Origin of the sequence: Streptomyces sp. NPDC049915, from assembly GCF_040656475.1 — a bacterium.
Classification (GTDB): Bacteria; Actinomycetota; Actinomycetes; order Streptomycetales; family Streptomycetaceae; genus Streptomyces.
Genome location: NZ_JBFAMH010000002.1, coordinates 1 through 15876, shown reverse-complemented (window position 1 = coordinate 15876; position 15876 = coordinate 1). Strand labels below are relative to the sequence as shown.

Below are 15876 nucleotides of genomic sequence, written 5' to 3'. Positions count from 1 at the left end.
GCAGCCATCGCAGCCACCACAGTCAGCACACCCCGCACTCCCGCAGGCCCGGCGCCCGCAGGAGGAACGCCCACCCACCGCACCGGGATCCCAGGGACCCGGGAACCGCGCGGACCGGGAGGCCACGGTGAGCTCGCCCCCGTCCTCCGTGACCACCCTGGACGGCGCGCTGCGTACGCCGCCGCCCGTCCCCGCGCCGCTGCCGCGCCCGCAGGCCGGTGACGGCCGGCGCAACCTCGTCCACCAGTTGCTCCTGGCCCTCGTCTGCGCGGCCTACGCCGTCGGCTCCTCGTTCGACTGGGGCTCGCGGGAAGTCGCTCTGATCATGGGCGACTTCGGGCTCGCCGTCGCCGCGGGCGCCGCGTCGGTCTCCTGCTTCTTCTACGCGCGCATCCGCCGGGTCCACTTCCGCCCCGCCTGGATGCTGTTCGCCGTCTCCTCGGCCATGGCGGCCCTCGGCAATGGCGTCTGGGGCTGGTACGAGGTCGTGCTGGACCGGCCGGTGCCCAGCCCGTCCATCGCCGACCTGTTCTTCCTGTGCTTCGCGCCGCCCGCCATCGTCGGCCTGCTGGTGCTGGCCAAGCGGCCGGTGACGAAGGCCGGTTGGGTGTGCCTGGCGCTGGACGCCTGGCTGATCGCCGGCTCGCTGCTCACGCTGGCCTGGAGCCTCGCGCTCGCCCAGGCGGCGAAGTTCGACGGCCCCAGCGTCACCCACGCAGCCCTGTCGCTGGCGTACCCGCTGCTGGACATCGCGCTGGTCAGCATGGTGCTCGTGCTGCACTTTGGGCGTTCGGCGGTGAACCGCACGGCCGTCAACACGGCGATCGGGGCGCTCGCCCTCACGGTGATGTGCGACGCGCTGTTCACCTCGCCGCTGCTGCACAACAGCTACCGCTCGGGCCAACTGCTCGACGCGGGCTGGTTCGCGGGCTCGCTGCTGCTCGCCTACGCCCCCTGGGCCGCGCCCCGGCACCCGCGCGTGGGCCCCGCCCGCGGGCACACACGCGTGGTGCACGAGCACCTGCCCGGCAGCCGGCGCGGCGAGCCCCACCACCCCGAAAACCGGCGCGGCGAGCCCCACCACCCCGAAAACCGGCGCGGCGAGCCCCTCAGCCCCGAAGTGCCACGCGGCGAGCACCTTCGCCCCGAAATCCGACGCGGCGAGCACCCGCACCTCGAAAGCCCACGTGGCGAGCACCACCGCCCCGAAAGCCCACGCGGTGACCATCACACCGGCGGCCGGCGCGGCGGTCACCACCCGGTGCCCGATCTCCATGCGCCCGCCTCCACGGTGACGGCCCCCATCCCCGCCGCCATGCCGCCCGCGCAGGGACCGGCCGCGGCCGGCGACTCCGGCCGGTACCCGGCCACCCGGCCCATCACCGGCTCCCTCGCCGCCCTCACGCCGTACCTGGCCGCCGCGGTCTGCACACTGGGGATCCTCTACAACGTCCTCAACGGCCACAGCGTCTCGCGCGTGGTGCTGCTGACCGGCGGCACGGTCGTGCTCGCGCTCGTGACCCGCCAGGGCATCATGCTGCTGGACAACATCACCCTCACCCAGGAACTGGCGCAGAAGGAGAACCACTTCCGCTCCCTGGTGCAGGGCTCCAGCGACGTCATCATGATCGCCGCGCCCAGCGGCGTCCTCCGCTACGTCTCCCCGGCCGCCGCCGGCGTCTACGGATGCCCCGCCGAGGACCTGGTGGGGACGGAACTGGCCAACCTGATCCACCCCGAGGACCTGGGGTGCGTCGTGCACGAGGTGCGCCGCTTCCTCGCCGCCAACCCGCAGGAGGAACCCACCACCCGCATCGAGTGCCGCTTCCGCTCCGGCGACGGCGGCTGGCTCAACGTCGAGTCGACCGTCAACCGGCACCAGGGCGGCCTGATCTTCAACAGCCGGGACGTGACCGAAAGAGTGCGGCTGCAGGCGCAGCTCCAGCACAACGCCGAGCACGACCCGCTCACCGACCTGCCCAACCGCTCGCTGTTCACCCGGCGTGTGCAGCAGGCGCTGTCCGGCCGCCGGGCCAGCGACCGCGGGCTCGCGCTGCACAACACCGCGGTGCTCTTCATCGACCTCGACGGCTTCAAGGCCGTCAACGACACCATCGGCCATCAGGCCGGTGACGAGCTGCTCGTGCAGGCCGCCCGCAGACTGCAGGACGCCGTCCGGCAGGGGGACACCGCGTCCCGGCTCGGCGGCGACGAGTTCGCGGCGCTGATCGCCGGCGACAACACCCGCGACCGCACCGAGCGAGAGCGCCACATCCTGGAGCTCGCCGACCGCCTCAGGCTCACGCTCTCGCAGCCGTACGAGATCGGCGGCAACGACGTCCGGGTCGCCGCCTCCATCGGTGTCGCCTTCGCCGAACCGGGCCTCGGCGCCGGTGAGCTGCTGCGCAACGCCGATCTCGCGATGTACCGAGCCAAGGCGGGGGGCAAGGGCCGGGTCGAGCTGTACCGGCCGCAGATGCAGCAGGACGTCGTGCGCAAGGCGGAGCTGGCCGGCCGGCTCAGGGCGGCACTGCACGACGGCGAGTTCTGTCTGCTGCACCAGCCGGTGGTGCGGCTGGAGGACGGCCGGATCACGGCGGTGTCCGCGCAGGCGCGCTGGCGTTCCTCGCAGGGCGTGCTGTTCACGCCCGCCGAGTTCCTGCGGGTCGCGGAGGACAGTGACAAGACCGCGGAGCTGGGCCGCTGGATGCTCCAGGAGGCCGTCGAGCAGGCCGCCGAGCGCACCGGTTCCGGCCGCGCCGTACCGGTCGCCGTACGGGTCTCGGCGCGGCGGCTGCTGGACCGGTCGATGCCGCCCGGCTCGATCGAGGCCCTGCTGACCCGGCACGGGCTGCCCTCCAGGGCCCTGGTGATCGAGCTGGCCGATCTGGACCCGCGGGTGCCGCTGGAGGAGCTGGAGCGGCGTCTGGCGGCCCTCAGACGGCTCGGTGTGCGCATCGCCCTGGACGGCTTCGGCAGCGGCTACGCGGCCATCACGGCGCTTCGGCGCCTGCCCGTCGACGTACTGAAGCTGGACCGAAGCCTGGTCGAGGGGATCGTGGAGTCCGCCCGCCTGCACAAGATCACCGGCGGGCTGCTGCGGATCGCCGCCGACCTGGGACTGCCGTCCGTCGCCGAGGGCGTGGACCTGCCCGAACAGGTCGTCGCCCTGCGCGCGATGGGCTGCACCCACGGCCAGGGCATGGCCTTCGCCGGACCGCTCGACGAGTACCGGCTGCGCAGAGCGCTCACTTCCGGCCACTGCCCGGTGCCGCAGGGCCCCGCCGAGCCGGCGTTCGCGGGCGGATATCGCGCAGGTGTTCCGGCCGTTCTGGGAGGCAGGACGACTTTGCGCTCACATGATGAGACTCCCGTCCCACCCACTTGACACCGGGTGTGTGCCGGGGGGAGGGTCAGTGCCATGCGCACCCGAATTCTCGTACTTGGACAGCGCGTCGGCTGACGCTGAGCCCCGATCGCTCAGCGACCTCCACCCGGCGCGCTCCCCTCGCTTGCCTTACGGCACGAGGGGTTTTTTGTTGCACAGGCAGCAATCAGACTTCGCCCAAACTTCGCAAAAACCCTCAGCATCGAGAAGAGAATGCCGATGACCGAGCAGGCCACCGGGGCCCATCCGCAGCCGCGGCCCCGATCCGGAGGACAGCAGTCCGCCCCCGTCGAGCACGTCACGGGTGCGCAGTCCCTCATCCGCTCCCTCGAGGAGGTCGGCGCTGACACGGTATTCGGCATTCCGGGCGGTGCGATCCTGCCGGCCTACGACCCGCTGATGGACTCGACGCGGGTGCGCCACGTCCTGGTCCGCCACGAGCAGGGCGCCGGCCACGCGGCCACCGGCTACGCGCAGGCCACCGGCAAGGTCGGCGTCTGCATGGCCACCTCCGGCCCCGGCGCCACCAACCTGGTCACCCCGATCGCCGACGCGCACATGGACTCCGTGCCGATGGTCGCGATCACCGGCCAGGTCGCCTCCAGCTCGATCGGCACGGACGCCTTCCAGGAGGCGGACATCGTCGGCATCACCATGCCGATCACCAAGCACAACTTCCTCGTCACCAAGGCCGAGGACATCCCGCGGGTCATCGCGCAGGCGTTCCACATCGCCTCCACCGGCCGCCCGGGCCCGGTCCTGGTCGACATCGCCAAGGACGCCCTCCAGGCGAAGACCACCTTCACCTGGCCGCCCACCATGGACCTGCCCGGCTACCGCCCGGTGACCAAGCCGCACGCCAAGCAGATCCGCGAGGCCGCGAAGCTCATCACCGCCGCGAAGCGCCCCGTCCTCTACGTCGGCGGCGGCGTGCTGAAGGCCAAGGCCACCGCCGAGCTGAAGGTCCTCGCCGAACTGACCGGAGCGCCCGTCACCACCACCCTGATGGCGCTCGGCGCGTTCCCCGACAGCCACCCGCAGCACGTGGGAATGCCGGGCATGCACGGTGCGGTCACCGCCGTCACCGCGCTGCAGAAGGCCGACCTGATCGTCGCCCTCGGCGCCCGCTTCGACGACCGTGTCACCGGCAAGCTGGACAGCTTCGCGCCGTACGCGAAGATCGTCCACGCCGACATCGACCCGGCCGAGATCGGCAAGAACCGCGCCGCGGACGTGCCGATCGTCGGGGACGCCCGCGAGGTCATCGCCGACCTGATCCAAGCCGTGCAGAAGGAGCACAGCGAGGGCAACCAGGGCGACTACACCGCCTGGTGGAAGGACCTCAGCCGCTGGCGCGAGACCTACCCGCTCGGCTACGACCAGCCCGACGACGGCTCGCTGTCCCCGCAGCAGGTCATCGAGCGGATCGGGCAGCTCGCCCCCGAGGGCACGATCTTCGCCGCGGGCGTCGGCCAGCACCAGATGTGGGCCGCGCACTTCGTCAAGTACGAGAAGCCGGCGACCTGGCTGAACTCCGGCGGCGCCGGAACCATGGGCTACGCCGTCCCGGCCGCCATGGGCGCCAAGGCCGGCGCGCCCGACCAGACGGTGTGGGCGATCGACGGCGACGGCTGCTTCCAGATGACCAATCAGGAGCTGACCACCTGCGCCCTGAACGGCATCCCGATCAAGGTCGCCGTCATCAACAACGGCGCCCTCGGCATGGTCCGCCAGTGGCAGACGCTGTTCTACAACCAGCGGTACTCCAACACCGTCCTGCACTCCGGTCCGGAGCACGACGGCAAGGCGCCCGCCCAGGGCACCCGCGTCCCCGACTTCGTCAAGCTGTCGGAGGCCATGGGCTGCCACGCGATCCGCTGCGAGGACCCCGCCGACCTCGACAAGGTCATCGAGGAGGCGAACGCCATCAACGACCGCCCGGTCGTCATCGACTTCATCGTCCACCAGGACGCCATGGTCTGGCCGATGGTCGCCGCCGGCACCTCCAACGACGAGATCATGGCCGCCCGGGACGTCCGCCCCGACTTCGGCGACAACGAAGACGACTGAGCGAGAGAGACGTAGAAAAGACCATGTCCAAGCACACGCTCTCCGTCCTGGTGGAGAACACGCCCGGCATCCTCGCCCGGATCGCCGCCCTGTTCTCCCGGCGCGGCTTCAACATCGACTCGCTCGCGGTCGGCGTCACCGAGCACCCCGACATCTCCCGCATCACCATCGTGGTCGGCGTCGAGGACCTCCCGCTGGAGCAAGTGACCAAGCAGCTCAACAAGCTGGTCAACGTCCTCAAGATCGTCGAGCTGGAGCCGGCGCAGGCCGTGCAGCGCGAACTCGTCCTGGTGAAGGTGCGCGCCGACAACGAGACGCGCTCGCAGATCGTCGAGATCGTCCAGCTCTTCCGCGCCAAGACCGTGGACGTCTCCCCGGACGCCGTCACGATCGAGGCGACCGGCTCGAGCGACAAGCTGTCCGCGATGCTGAAGATGCTCGAGCCGTACGGCATCAAGGAACTGGTGCAGTCCGGCACGATCGCCATCGGCCGCGGCGCCCGTTCGATCACGGACCGGTCGCTGCGCGCCCTGGACCGGTCGGCGTAACGACGGATTCGGGCGGCCGGGTGACACCGGCCGCCCGTATACCGAGACCCCGAAACTTCCCCTCCCCCCGCCGTCATACGGTGGGACGCAACACCCGTACACAAGGAGAGAACCCAAAGTGGCCGAGCTGTTCTACGACGCCGACGCCGACCTGTCCATCATCCAGGGCCGCAAGGTCGCGGTCATCGGTTACGGCAGCCAGGGCCACGCCCACGCGCTGTCGCTGCGTGACTCGGGTGTCGACGTGCGTGTCGGTCTGCACGAGGGCTCCAAGTCCAAGGCCAAGGCCGAGGAGCAGGGTCTGCGCGTCGTGACCCCGGCCGAGGCCGCCGCCGAGGCCGACGTCATCATGATCCTGATCCCGGACCCGATCCAGGCCCAGGTCTACGAGGAGTCCATCGCCCCCAACCTGTCGGACGGCAAGGCGCTGTTCTTCGCCCACGGCTTCAACATCCGCTTCGGCTTCATCAAGCCCCCGGCCGGCGTGGACGTCGCCCTGGTCGCCCCGAAGGGCCCGGGCCACCTGGTCCGCCGCCAGTACGAGGAGGGCCGCGGCGTCCCCGCGATCGCCGCCGTCGAGCAGGACGCCACCGGCAACGCCTTCCCGCTGGCCCTGTCGTACGCGAAGGCCATCGGCGGCACCCGCGCCGGCGTCATCAAGACGACCTTCACCGAGGAGACCGAGACCGACCTGTTCGGTGAGCAGGCCGTGCTGTGCGGTGGCACCGCCGCCCTGGTCAAGGCCGGCTTCGAGACCCTGGTCGAGGCGGGCTACCAGCCGGAGATCGCCTACTTCGAGTGCCTGCACGAGCTGAAGCTGATCGTGGACCTCATGTACGAGGGCGGCCTGGAGAAGATGCGCTGGTCCGTCTCCGAGACCGCCGAGTGGGGCGACTACGTCACCGGCCCGCGCATCATCACCGACGCCACCAAGGCCGAGATGAAGCAGGTCCTCACCGAGATCCAGGACGGCACCTTCGCCCAGACCTGGATGGACGAGTACCACGGCGGTCTGAAGAAGTACAACGAGTACAAGCAGCAGGACGCCGAGCACCTGCTGGAGACCACCGGCAAGCAGCTGCGCAAGCTGATGAGCTGGGTGAACGAGGAGGCGTAAGCCTCATGCCGAGGGGCCGGAGCGAGACCGTTCCGGCCCCTTCGGCGAACCTCGGGTAACGTCGGTAGTAGGGGCGTTGTCCACCCCGTCCAGCCACGGACGGGTGATCCTTCCGCGGAGGCGCAATACGGCCCCCGCCACGCCACTAGACTGCTGAACAACACGCGTCAGGCCCACAGCGTCGTGCGTCTTCCGCGGCTAGCCCCCCTCCACCGCCTGCGGCCGTCGGGACGGCCGTCCGCATCGCACATGTGAGGACTCACGTGAGCTCGAAACCTGTCGTACTCATCGCTGAAGAGCTGTCGCCCGCCACTGTCGACGCCCTCGGTCCGGACTTCGAGATCCGGCACTGCAACGGCGCGGACCGCGCCGAACTGCTGCCGGCCATCGCCGAGGTGGACGCGATCCTGATCCGGTCGGCCACCAAGGTCGACGCCGAGGCCGTCGCCGCGGCGCGCAAGCTCAAGGTCGTCGCCCGCGCCGGCGTCGGCCTGGACAACGTCGACGTCTCCGCCGCCACCAAGGCCGGCGTGATGGTCGTCAACGCCCCCACCTCCAACATCGTGACCGCCGCCGAGCTGGCGTGCGGTCTGATCGTCGCCACCGCCCGCCACATCCCGCAGGCCAACGCCGCGCTGAAGAACGGCGAGTGGAAGCGCAGCAAGTACACGGGCGTGGAGCTGGCCGAGAAGACCCTCGGTGTCGTCGGCCTCGGCCGCATCGGCGCGCTGGTCGCCCAGCGCATGTCCGGCTTCGGCATGAAGGTCGTCGCCTACGACCCCTACGTGCAGCCCGCTCGCGCCGCGCAGATGGGCGTGAAGGTCCTCTCCCTGGACGAGCTGCTCGAGGTCTCCGACTTCATCACCGTCCACCTGCCCAAGACCCCCGAGACGCTCGGCCTGATCGGCGACGAGGCCCTGCGCAAGGTCAAGCCGAGCGTGCGGATCATCAACGCCGCGCGCGGTGGCATCGTCGACGAGCAGGCCCTGTACTCCGCCCTCAAGGAGGGCCGGGTCGCCGGTGCCGGTCTCGACGTGTACGCCAAGGAGCCCTGCACGGACTCCCCGCTGTTCGAGTTCGACCAGGTCGTGTGCACCCCGCACCTCGGCGCGTCCACGGACGAGGCGCAGGAGAAGGCCGGCATCGCCGTCGCCAGGTCGGTGCGCCTCGCGCTCGCCGGTGAGCTGGTGCCGGACGCCGTCAACGTCCAGGGCGGCGTCATCGCCGAGGACGTCAAGCCGGGCCTGCCGCTGGCCGAGCGCCTCGGCCGTATCTTCACCGCGCTGGCGGGCGAGGTCGCGGTCCGCCTCGACGTCGAGGTGTACGGCGAGATCACCCAGCACGACGTGAAGGTGCTGGAGCTGTCCGCGCTCAAGGGCGTCTTCGAGGACGTCGTCGACGAGACGGTCTCCTACGTCAACGCCCCGCTGTTCGCGCAGGAGCGCGGCGTCGAGGTCCGCCTGACCACCTCTTCGGAGTCGGCCGACCACCGCAACGTCGTCACCGTGCGCGGCACGCTCGGCACCGGCGAGGAGGTGTCGGTCTCCGGCACGCTGGCCGGCCCCAAGCACGTCCAGAAGATCGTCGCCGTCGGTGACTACGACGTGGATCTGGCGCTCGCCGAGCACATGGTGGTGCTGAAGTACGAGGACCGTCCCGGTGTGGTCGGCACCGTCGGCCGCATCCTCGGCGAGGCGGGCATCAACATCGCCGGTATGCAGGTCGCCCGTGCGGCGGTCGGCGGCGAGGCGCTCGCCGTTCTGACCGTCGACGACACGGTGCCGGCGGGTGTGCTGACCGAGGTCGCCGCGGAGATCGGCGCCACGTCGGCCCGCTCCGTGAACCTGGTCTGATCCACCGCCACAACGCCGGGTGGGGCTGAGGGAAACCTCAGCCCCACCCGGCGTTCGTGCGTCGTCAGGCAGCGATCTCGACCTCCGCCTGCTCCCGCACCCGTACGCCCCGCAGAGTGACGGCCGCCGCGACGGCCGCCCCCGCGAGCAGCACCGCACCCGCGATCGCCGCGCCCTGCATCCCGCTGGTGAACGCCTCCCGCGCCACCACCGCCAGCCCGGGCACCTTCCCGGCGAGGGCCAGCGCGCCGCCCAGGGTCTCGCGGGCCGCGTCCGGCGCCGAGGCCGGGATGTCGTGGCGGTAGATCGCCGTCCCGATGGAGCCGAGCACCGCCATCCCCAGCGCACCGCCGAACTCGGCGCCGGTCTCCAGCAGGGAGGAGGCGGAGCCCGCCCGTTCGGCCGGGGCGGTGCCCAGCGCCAGGTCGGTCATCTGCGAGATCACCATGACGATCCCGGAGGCCAGCACTCCGCACGCGGTCAGCACGAGCCACATCGAATCGGTGCCGGCGAGGGCCAGCATGCCGTACCCGGCGGCGGCGATGAGGAAGCCCGCCGTGACGACGTACGCCCGCTCGACACCCTTCTGCACCAGGGCCGCCGCCAGCGGCGCCGCCAAGCCGATCGGCACCGACGGCAGCAGCGCCCACAGGGCCGCCTCCATCGCGCTCTTGCCGAGCACCGACTGCAGGTACTGGGTGGTGAAGAAGGCCGACCCCATCATGGCGAACGACGAGACCAGGTTCAGTACGACGGCCGGCGCGAAGCCCCGCCCGCGGAACAGCTCCGGCGAGATCATCGGAGAGGCCGCGGTGCGCTGGCGGTGGACGAAGCAGGCGGCGAAGACCAGACCGATGGCGATCGAGACGACGTGGCCCGCGTGCCAGCCCTGCGACGCGATCTCCTTCAGGCCGTAGATCACCGGCAGCACCGCGGCCATGGACAGCGGCACGCTCACCCAGTCGAAGCGGCCGGGCTCGGGGTTCTTCGACTCGGGCAGCAGGACCGGGCCGAGGACCAGCAGCAGCGCCATCGCGGGCAGGTTGACCAGGAAGACCGAGCCCCACCAGAAGTACTGGACGAGGACACCGCTGAGCACCGAGCCCAGCGCGATGCCGCCGGTCATCACGCCGGACCACATCCCGATCGCCTTCGCGCGCTGCGCGGGGTCGGTGAACATCGTGCGGACCATCGCCATGGTGGACGGCATCAGCGTGGCGCCGCCGATGCCGAGGACCGCGCGGGCCGCGATCAGGGTCTCGGCGCTGTTCGCGTACGCGGCGACCAGTGAGGCCGCGCCGAACGCGGCCGCGCCGATCAGCAGCAGCCGGCGGCGGCCGATGCGGTCGCCCAGCGAGCCCATCGTCATCAGCAGACCGGCCAGCACGAACGCGTAGATGTCGAAGATCCACAGCTGCTGGGTGCCGCTCGGCTCCAGGTCGGCGCTGATCGCGGGGATCGCGAAATACAGCACCGAGACGTCCATCGAGACCAGCAGCAGCGGAAGCATCAGCACACCGAGCGCGGTCCATTCACGGCGTCCGGCCCGGGCGGCGGGGAGCGGGGTGGTGCTCGTCGGGTTCGTCGTCATGCCCATGAATGTACGGGCGTATTAAACGCTTGTCTAGAACGCTCGTATAATTCATCTGTATGGGACGCCTGTATGAATCCGGGTAGGGTGAGGGCATGGGACACCGTGAGGACCTGCTCGAGGGCGCCAAGCGCTGCCTGCTGCAGAAGGGCTTCCTGCGCACCACCGCGCGCGACATCGTCAAGGAGTCGGGGACCAACCTGGCCTCGATCGGCTACCACTACGGCTCGAAGGACGCCCTGCTCGTGCAGGCGTACGTCGAACTGATCGAGAGCGTCGGCGACGACTTCGACCCCGGCTGGGGCGCGAGCGGCCAGGTGGACGCGCCACCGGGCTCGCTGGAGCGGTTCCAGGAGGTGTGGACGGGCATCATCCGGTCGGTGCCCGCCTCACGGGCGATCTGGCTGCTCAGCTTCGAACTGCTCTTCCAGGGCGACCGGCTCCCCGAGGTCCGCAAGCTCCTGGCGGAGGCACAGGTGGAGGGACGCAAGGGCATCCTGACGCTGTTCAACGGCATCCCTGAGGCCGAGCTGGACGACGAGAGCGTCGACACCGAGGGCCGCCTCTACCAGACCCTGCTCAACGGCCTGATGGTCCAGTGGCTCTTCGACCCCGACTCGGCGACCACCGCCGACCAGCTCACCGAGGGTTTGCGCCGGGTCGTCAGGGGCGCTGCGCCGAACTGACACCGGTGAGGGAAGCCCACCAAGGGGCGCGGGGAACTGCGTGAGCCATCAAACGAACCGGCAGCCGAAAACCGGCCCAAGCGCCGCAGGCTAGAGCCGCGCCGCCTTCAACGCCATGTGCAGCAGCAGCCGGTCCTCCCCGTCGTCCAGGTCCAGGCCCGTCAGCTGCTCGACCCGGGACAGCCGGTAGTACAGGGTCTGCCGGTGGATGCCCAGCAGGGCCGCCGTGCGCCCCGCCTGGCCCGCGCAGTCGAGGAACACTTCCGCGGTGCGGGCCAGCTCGCGGTGGGCGGCGGTGAGCAGCGGGGCCACCACCGGATCCGCGGCCGCCGCGGGCGGCAGCGAGGTGAGCAGACGGTACGGCCCGATGCCGGACCACTCGGCGACGGGAGAGAAACGCGGGTCGGCCAGGGCCGCGCGCGCCGCCGCCGACGCCTCGTGCCAGGCCGCGCCCAGCTCGGCGAGCCCGGTACGGGCCGCGGCGATCCCGGCCACCGCGCCCGCGGCGCCCGACCCGGCGGCACCGAGACCCGCCCCCGCCCGCTCCCGCAGCCGCGTCGCCACCGACACCGCCGGCGTCACGGTCTGCGTCGAGCGCAGCCGCACCAGCACCGCCAGACAGTGCTCCGTCGCCCCCCACGGCACCGTGCACAGCGCCGTCGCGCCCGGCAGGGTGCGCACCGAGGGGGCCTCAGCAGGGTCGGCCGAGGGCCAGGGCGCCACGCACACCACCGTGTGCGGGCCGTCCGCGCGCACCCCCAGCGCGGTGCGCAGCTCCGCCACCGCCGCGTCCCGCTGCCAGCCCGGCTCCGAGGCCAGCACAGCCCGCAGCTCCCGGGTCAGATCGGCGCCGTGCTGCGCCTCGTCCGCGAGCAGCGCGCCGATGCGGGCCGTCACCTCCATGGCGGCGGCCAGCTGGGCGTCGCTCGGTCCGGGTTCGCCGTCCAGCAGCCAGACGTATCCCAGGACGACCCCGCGATGGCGCACCGGCAGGCAGATGCGGCCCCGGTAGACCCCGGCGTCCGGGGTCGGCGGGATGCGGACCGGGCCGCTCGCCCGGGTGATGCCGAAGCCCTCGAACCAGGCGCGGACGGCGGCCGTGGAGCGCCGGGTGAGGATCGAGCGGGTGCGCACCGGGTCCAGCACCGTCGGATCGAGGTCGCCGTCGTCGTCGTAGGCACCGAAGGCGATCAGTTCGAAGTCCCGGTTCTCCAGCGTTGCCGGAGCGCCGAGCAGCTCCGAGATCTCGTCCACGAGTTCCTGGTAGTCACCCCTGTGTTCCGCCGCCACCCGGGCATTCTCCCGCATCTCGCCCCGGTCTTCATACATGTGTCTGAGATCCCGGGCACGGATGCGTGACAGCTGTCGATGGCTGACGATCGGGGGGATCCTTAGATTTCACGGTGGTTCTCCGTGCCGTACCCGGATCGTGGGTTTTCGGCCTGGTTTTGTTCGTAGTGGAGGTGCCCCGTGCTGGGTCCCGTGATTCTCGCCGCGTCGCGCAGCGACCGGATGCGACGCCTGATCTCGGCGGCCCCGGTGACCAAGCAGGTCGTCGACCGCTTCATCCCCGGGGAGACGGTCGACGACATCGTCCCGATCATCGAGGACCTCACGGCCAAGGGTCTGGAGCTGACGATGGACGTCGTCGGCGAGGACATCACCACGCCGGAGCAGGCGACCCACGCCCGGGACGCCTACCTGGCCCTGATCGACCACCTCAAGGACCTCCGGCTCGGCGAGCGCGTGGAGATGTCGGTGAAGCTGTCCATGTTCGGGCAGGCGCTGGCAGGCGGCCACGAGCTGGCCCTGGCCAACGTGCGCCCGGTCGTCGAGGCCGCCGCCGCGATCGGTACGACCGTGACGCTCGACGCCGAGGACCACACCACCCTCGACTCGATGTTCGCCATCCACGAGGAGCTGCGGAAGGACTTCCCGCAGACCGGCTGCGTCATCCAGGCCTACCTCTTCCGCACCGAGGCCGACGCCCGCCGGCTCGCCGCCGCGGGCAGCCGGGTGCGCCTGGTCAAGGGCGCCTACAAGGAGCCCGCGTCCGTCGCGTACCAGGACAAGCACGAGATCGACAAGGCCTACGTCCGCATCCTGCGGATCCTGATGGAGGGCGAGGGTTACCCGATGATCGGGTCCCACGACCCGCGCCTGATCGCCATCGCCCAGGAGCTCGCCCACCGCGCCGGGCGCAAGCTGGACGAGTACGAGTTCCAGATGCTGTACGGCATCCGCGGCGAGGAGCACCTGCGGCTGGCCGCCGAGGGCCACCGCATGCGCGTCTACACCGCCTACGGCACCGACTGGTACGGCTACTTCATGCGGCGCCTCGCGGAGAAGCCGGCCAACCTGCGCTTCTTCGCCCGCTCGATGCTCACCAAGGGCTGAGACCGAAACACCGCTCACCTCAAGGAGTTACGGAAAACATGGACGCTGTGACCCAGGTCCCCACCCCCGTCAACGAGCCGGTGCACGGCTACGCCCCCGGCTCGCCCGAGCGTGCCCGGCTGGAGGCCAAGCTCAAGGAGCTGGCCGAGAACCCGATCGACCTGCCCTGCACCATCGGCGGTGAGCAGCGGATGGGCGGCGGCGAGCCGTTCCAGGTCGTGCAGCCGCACAACCACAAGGCCGTCCTGGGCACCTTCCGCCACGCCACGAAGGCGGACGCACAGGACGCCATCGACGCGGCCCTCGCGGCCGCCCCCGCCTGGCGCGCGCTGTCCTTCGACGACCGCGCCGCGATCTTCCTGCGCGCCGCCGAACTGCTGTCCGGCCCGTGGCGCGAGACGCTGGCCGCCTCCACGATGCTCGGCCAGTCCAAGACCGCCCAGCAGGCCGAGATCGACACCCCCTGCGAGCTGGTCGACTTCTGGCGGTTCAACGTCCACTACGCCCGCCAGATCCTGGCCGAGCAGCCCCCGGCCAACTCCCCGGGCGTGTGGAACCGACTCGACCACCGCCCGCTGGAGGGCTTCGTCTACGCGATCACGCCGTTCAACTTCACGGCCATCGCCGGCAACCTGCCCACCGCGCCCGCCCTCATGGGCAACGTCGTGGTGTGGAAGCCGTCCCCGACGCAGACGCACGCCGCCGTGCTGCTGATGCGGCTGCTGGAGGAGGCGGGCCTGCCCAAGGGTGTCATCAACCTGCTCACCGGTGACGGCATCGAGGTCTCCGAGGTCGCCCTGAACCACCGCGACCTGGCCGGCATCCACTTCACCGGTTCGACCAAGACCTTCCAGTACCTGTGGAAGACGGTCGGCGCCAACATCGAGAAGTACCGCTCCTACCCGCGTCTCGTCGGCGAGACCGGCGGCAAGGACTTCGTCGTCGCCCACCCGTCGGCCGACCGCGCGGTGCTCAAGACCGCGCTGACGCGTGGCGCCTTCGAGTACCAGGGCCAGAAGTGCTCGGCGACCTCCCGGGCGTACATCCCGGCGTCGATCTGGAACGACGGCTTCAAGGAGGAGTTCGCGGCCGAGATCGACGGCATCGCCATGGGTGACGTCACCGACCTGACGAACTTCATCGGCGCCGTCATCGACGAGCGGGCCTTCGCCAAGAACAAGGCCGCGATCGACCGGGCCGCGTCCGACCCGGCGTGCACGATCGTCGCGGGCGGCTCCTGCGACGACTCGGTCGGCTACTTCGTCCGGCCGACCGTCATCGAGTGCACCGACCCGGAGAACGAGGTGTTCACCACCGAGTACTTCGGCCCGGTCCTCGCGGTGCACGTCTACGAGGACGACAAGTACGACGAGATGCTCGAGCAGATGGAGTCCGTCTCCGACTACGCGCTGACCGGCTCGGTCATCGCCAACGACCGCGCGGCTGCCGCGTACACGATGGAGAAGCTGCGGTACGCGGCCGGCAACTTCTACATCAACGACAAGTCGACCGGTGCCGTGGTCGGGCAGCAGCCCTTCGGTGGCGGGCGGGCCTCCGGGACCAACGACAAGGCCGGTGCGCCGCAGAACCTGCAGCGGTGGACGCTGACCCGCGCCATCAAGGAGACGCTGGTGCCGCCGACCGAGTACGGCTACCCGCACATGGGCTGACGGCCCTTTTGCGGGTACGCCGACGGGCCGGGTCTTCCGCACGGGACCCGGCCCGTCGGCGTACCCCGGCTACTCCGCGATCTCGGTGCGCTCCCACCACTCGTACACCGGTAGCCGGCCCTGGTCCGTGTCCTGGTGCCGTGGGGTGGACCGGAAGTGCTCGTATCCGCCCCGGTGGGGGATCTTCAGCTCCGTGCCGGGCGGAGTGATCGGGACGATCCGCTCCGACAGGTCCTCGGGGCCGCCTTCCAGTACTGCTTTGGCCGCGTTGGTCATGGAGGCATCGTTCCCGGGGTTGTGCGGGGTGTCCCGGACGGGGGTGAGGATCAGCCGTCCGGGGGAGCCGGGTGCGTTGTCGTCTGCGGGTGCGTTGTGGTTGCTCGCGCAGTTCCGCGCGCCCCTTATATGCCTGCGGCGGCCCGTCGCGGTGCGTGGGTGGCTGGTGTAGCGCGCTGTGTCGGTGGGTGGGTCGGGGCCGGGGTGGGGGGTGTCCGTCCTCGGTCCGGCCGCCCGTTTTCCGACTAGGGCACCCTTGCCCGGTGCCGGCCGCTGCGGG

The 15876-nt window shown here is 70.8% G+C and carries 11 protein-coding genes; 8 read left to right on the top strand and 3 right to left on the bottom strand.

Going from position 1 to position 15876, the window contains the following annotated elements; genetic code table 11:
* Positions 1–127: 127 nt before the first annotated feature.
* The 5 genes from AB0J12_RS02510 (at position 128) to serA (ending at position 8976) form a co-directional block, all read left to right on the top strand.
* Entirely contained in the window at positions 128–3388 is a 3261-nt protein-coding gene (locus AB0J12_RS02510) for an EAL domain-containing protein (RefSeq protein ID WP_363262302.1), read from the top strand.
* 213 nt (positions 3389–3601) lie between these two features.
* The gene (locus tag AB0J12_RS02505) at positions 3602–5458 is read left to right on the top strand and encodes an acetolactate synthase large subunit (protein ID WP_363262301.1); all 1857 of its coding nucleotides are present in this window, start codon (positions 3602–3604) and stop codon (positions 5456–5458) included.
* Between the two features lie 23 nt (positions 5459–5481).
* Positions 5482–6006, top strand: coding sequence for an acetolactate synthase small subunit (ilvN, locus tag AB0J12_RS02500; RefSeq protein ID WP_363262300.1), 525 nt, complete (start codon positions 5482–5484; stop codon positions 6004–6006).
* Between the two features lie 118 nt (positions 6007–6124).
* Positions 6125–7123 (top strand): ketol-acid reductoisomerase, encoded by a 999-nt coding sequence (gene ilvC, locus AB0J12_RS02495; RefSeq protein ID WP_363262299.1) that lies wholly within the window; start codon positions 6125–6127, stop codon positions 7121–7123.
* A gap of 263 nt (positions 7124–7386) precedes the next feature.
* Positions 7387–8976, top strand: coding sequence for a phosphoglycerate dehydrogenase (gene serA / locus AB0J12_RS02490; RefSeq protein ID WP_363262298.1), 1590 nt, complete (start codon positions 7387–7389; stop codon positions 8974–8976).
* A gap of 64 nt (positions 8977–9040) precedes the next feature.
* On the opposite strand, the gene AB0J12_RS02485 is transcribed toward serA, so the two are convergent.
* Positions 9041–10567 (bottom strand): MFS transporter, encoded by a 1527-nt coding sequence (locus tag AB0J12_RS02485; RefSeq protein WP_363262297.1) that lies wholly within the window; start codon positions 10565–10567, stop codon positions 9041–9043.
* A 95-nt stretch (positions 10568–10662) separates the two neighbouring features.
* Here AB0J12_RS02485 and AB0J12_RS02480 point away from each other — a divergent pair, with 95 nt between their 5' ends.
* On the top strand, positions 10663–11253 hold the full coding sequence (locus AB0J12_RS02480; RefSeq protein ID WP_363262296.1) for a TetR/AcrR family transcriptional regulator: 591 nt from the start codon (positions 10663–10665) through the stop codon (positions 11251–11253).
* Between the two features lie 90 nt (positions 11254–11343).
* Here AB0J12_RS02480 and AB0J12_RS02475 read toward each other — a convergent pair whose 3' ends face one another.
* Complete coding sequence (locus AB0J12_RS02475; RefSeq protein WP_363262728.1) at positions 11344–12561, bottom strand: helix-turn-helix domain-containing protein; 1218 nt, start codon at positions 12559–12561, stop codon at positions 11344–11346.
* Positions 12562–12723: 162 nt separating this feature from the next.
* On the opposite strand from AB0J12_RS02475, the gene AB0J12_RS02470 reads away from it, so the two are divergent.
* Positions 12724–13650, top strand: a complete 927-nt coding sequence (locus AB0J12_RS02470) for a proline dehydrogenase family protein (RefSeq protein WP_363262295.1) — start codon at positions 12724–12726, stop codon at positions 13648–13650.
* A 38-nt stretch (positions 13651–13688) separates the two neighbouring features.
* Entirely contained in the window at positions 13689–15320 is a 1632-nt protein-coding gene (gene pruA / locus AB0J12_RS02465; RefSeq protein ID WP_363262294.1) for an L-glutamate gamma-semialdehyde dehydrogenase, read from the top strand.
* A 69-nt stretch (positions 15321–15389) separates the two neighbouring features.
* Here the strand turns inward: pruA and AB0J12_RS02460 are convergent, their stop codons facing one another.
* The gene (locus AB0J12_RS02460; RefSeq protein ID WP_363262293.1) at positions 15390–15596 is read right to left on the bottom strand and encodes a DUF5988 family protein; all 207 of its coding nucleotides are present in this window, start codon (positions 15594–15596) and stop codon (positions 15390–15392) included.
* Between the last annotated feature and the right edge of the window lie 280 nt (positions 15597–15876).

Bases quoted from the DNA above. Each gene is read 5' to 3' on its own strand.
- AB0J12_RS02505 (WP_363262301.1), top strand. From the start codon at position 3,602: ATGCCGATGACCGAGCAGGCCACCGGGGCCCATCCGCAGCCGCGGCCC.
- ilvN (WP_363262300.1), top strand. From the start codon at position 5,482: ATGTCCAAGCACACGCTCTCCGTCCTGGTGGAGAACACGCCCGGCATC.
- AB0J12_RS02485 (WP_363262297.1), bottom strand. From the start codon at position 10,567: ATGACGACGAACCCGACGAGCACCACCCCGCTCCCCGCCGCCCGGGCC.
- AB0J12_RS02480 (WP_363262296.1), top strand. From the start codon at position 10,663: ATGGGACACCGTGAGGACCTGCTCGAGGGCGCCAAGCGCTGCCTGCTG.
- AB0J12_RS02475 (WP_363262728.1), bottom strand. From the start codon at position 12,561: ATGCGGGAGAATGCCCGGGTGGCGGCGGAACACAGGGGTGACTACCAG.
- pruA (WP_363262294.1), top strand. From the start codon at position 13,689: ATGGACGCTGTGACCCAGGTCCCCACCCCCGTCAACGAGCCGGTGCAC.
- AB0J12_RS02460 (WP_363262293.1), bottom strand. From the start codon at position 15,596: ATGACCAACGCGGCCAAAGCAGTACTGGAAGGCGGCCCCGAGGACCTG.